This is a genomic window from Patescibacteria group bacterium, from assembly GCA_041661625.1.
In the GTDB taxonomy this organism is placed as follows: Bacteria; Patescibacteriota; Patescibacteriia; order JAHIZJ01; family JAHIZJ01; genus JBAZUB01.
In genome coordinates this window covers 1-2,668 of sequence record JBAZUB010000024.1, presented here as the reverse complement: position 1 = coordinate 2,668, position 2,668 = coordinate 1, and the positions used below count along the sequence as shown (strand labels likewise).

Annotated in this window: 1 protein-coding gene; it reads left to right on the top strand. The window is 48.9% G+C overall.

Annotated elements, in window-relative coordinates; translation table 11 throughout:
• Nucleotides 1–65: 65 nt before the first annotated feature.
• The coding region (locus WC734_06570; GenBank protein MFA6198781.1) for a hypothetical protein at nucleotides 66–2,668 on the top strand (2,603 nt) is incomplete at its 3' end.

Sequence of the window (2,668 nt, the reverse complement as noted above, 5' to 3'; positions counted from 1 at the left end):
CCTACACTCTAGCAATTCAAACACCTAGCGTCGTGATGACGCAATAATCCCAATGAGGATACCTAATGGCAATTTTTGACCCCTTTGCACCTACTTTATTTTCCTTAAGCAATCAGGATATTGTTGTCGAAGGTATCCTGGAACACCGCACTAAAGCCGAGGAGCAGGCGTTATCTCTGGTAGCCGTCATCGACCAGATGAACGATCTGATTAACACCATTGGCGATGTCCCACAAATAAGTACCGAATTAGGGACGGTCACTGCTACGGTCGATCAGTATGTCAGTCCCATTAAGCCGGTGCGTCCTACTATCGATACCACATTTGATGCAGCACCCAATCCGTTGCCTATTGTTGCTGAGTTTCCGGTAGCTGAGGCCATGCAAGCGATTAACCCTAATTTCGCCACAGCGCCGCCTCGTCCTGCCATAGACACTAATTTTGATGATCCACCTACTCCGCTATCATTGAATGTGGTGTTTCCTGATGTGGGGGCCATGCAACCTGTTGACACAAACTTTGAAGCCGCACCAGTGCGCCCGGTAATCAATACCGATTTTGAAGCTCCGCCTACACCATTGCCTTTGAATACGGTATTCCCGGTAGCGGAAGCCATGCAAGCGATCAATCCCAACTTTGCAGAGCAACCCACCAAGCCGGGGATATTTTACAACACCCCTGCCACACCTGCTTTAACCGAAGCGACAACGCCTTTCCCGTCCGATCCAACTGACCCTGTTGTCGGTTCTGTAGCTGAACTGGTGATTGACCCGGTTCCGGTCTTGACCGCCGCCGAGCCGGTTATCCGCACCATCACGCCGCCCGCTGCTTTCAACAAAGCCGCCCCGGTTGCCGATATCTTGCCAGAACGCGCATACCCGGACAAGCCTGATAATACGATGCCGACAGCACCGGTATTACGTACACTGACCTTGCCGGCTGAACCGGAATTAATTATAGCGGTATTTGATGGTGTTTTGCCAACGGTTCTGGATGCGCCGCCTAGCGTCAGTTTTAATTGGACGGACGCTGAGTATCAGTCGATTCTTAACGACACGCTGAAGGATAAATTGTTAAGCTGGATACAGAACACCGCACAGACGGGCTTAAATCCCGTCATAGAACAACAACTATGGGATAGGGCAAGGGAACGTACCGCCTCAGCCGCACAAGCGCAGGTTGATCAAATTACGCGGATGTGGTCGCGCTCAGGCTGGACGATGCCGCAAGGGGATGAAGCCGAAGCGGTATTCCGGGCAATGGAACAGCAAGTGGAATTCGACATTACCGAATCACGGAACATAGCGGTATCGCAAGCCACGCTGGAACAGGCCAATGTGCATTTTGCCTTTACCAATGCGCTGTCTCTCGAACATGAAATGATCGTGCTGCATCAATCGATACAGCAACGCGGTTTTGAAGCGGCCAAGTATGCGGTTCAATCCGGGATTGACTTGTACAACATCAAGGTCAATTACTTCAATGCAGGTGTTACGCTCTATACCGCACAATCACAAGTTTACCGTGACCGGATACAGGCCGAACTCGCCAAGCTGGAACTGTATAAAACGCGACTGGAAGGCCAAAAATTAATAGGTACGTTGAATCAGCAAGAACTGGATCATTACCGGGGCAGAATAGACGCTGTGGTGGCCGTGTTTGGCTTATATGCGTCCGAACTGCAAGCGGTTAAAACCCAACTGGAAGGCGACGGCTTAAAGATTCAGCAATTCGAGGCCAATGTCAGGGCGTTTGTGGCAGAATACGGCGCAAAGGCATTGGAATATGAAGGCTATAAGGCTGAATTATCCGGCGAGGAAATCAAAGCCAAGCTGTATGATACGCTGGCTAACGCTTTTGGCAAACAGATTGACGCATTTACCAGTGTCAATAACGCCAGAGCGAAAAAACTGGATGCCGATGTCAAGATTAATTACGAAGTCCCTCTGCAAATAGCCGCGCAAAAAACCGAGATTTATAAATCCAAAGTGGCGGCGGTCGCGGAACAGCGCAAGTCAATTAACGATTTTAATGACGTGTCAGTAAGGATTTTTTCAGAACTGAATAAATCAGAAGCGTCAAGAGTGGATTCGGAAACCAAGATTTATCAGACAGACGGGCAAGTCTATGCTTCTATTAACCAGGGCGAAGCCAGTAAATGGGAGGCGATTAATAAGGCTAACAGCGTGACCGCCGAAGTTCATAAGGTCAATGTCGATGCCAAGTCGTCAGAACTAAAAGCCATTACCGACGCCAATAACTCAACAACAGAAACCTACAAAGCCACAACGCAAGCCAAGGCAACGCAGATTAACGCTTTAACCGATTTATACAAAGCCGATGCCGTGGTGTTTGACTCAGTAGTTAAGCGGGACGCCAGCCGCATTGATGCCGTTATAAAATCAAACACGCTGGTAATTGATGAACATAAGATAGCGACCGAAGCCAAAGCCTCAGAACTGAAAGCCTTGACCGATGCCAATAACTCAACAACTGAAACCTATAAGGCGACTGTACAGGCAAAGACCGCTCAAATAGATTCTGAAACCAAGATGTACCAAGTTGACGGACAAGTGTTTGAGTCAGTCAACCGCGGAGAGGCCAGTAAATGGGAAGCGATCAACAAAGCGAACAGTGTTACGGCAGAAGTGCATAAAGTTAATGTGGA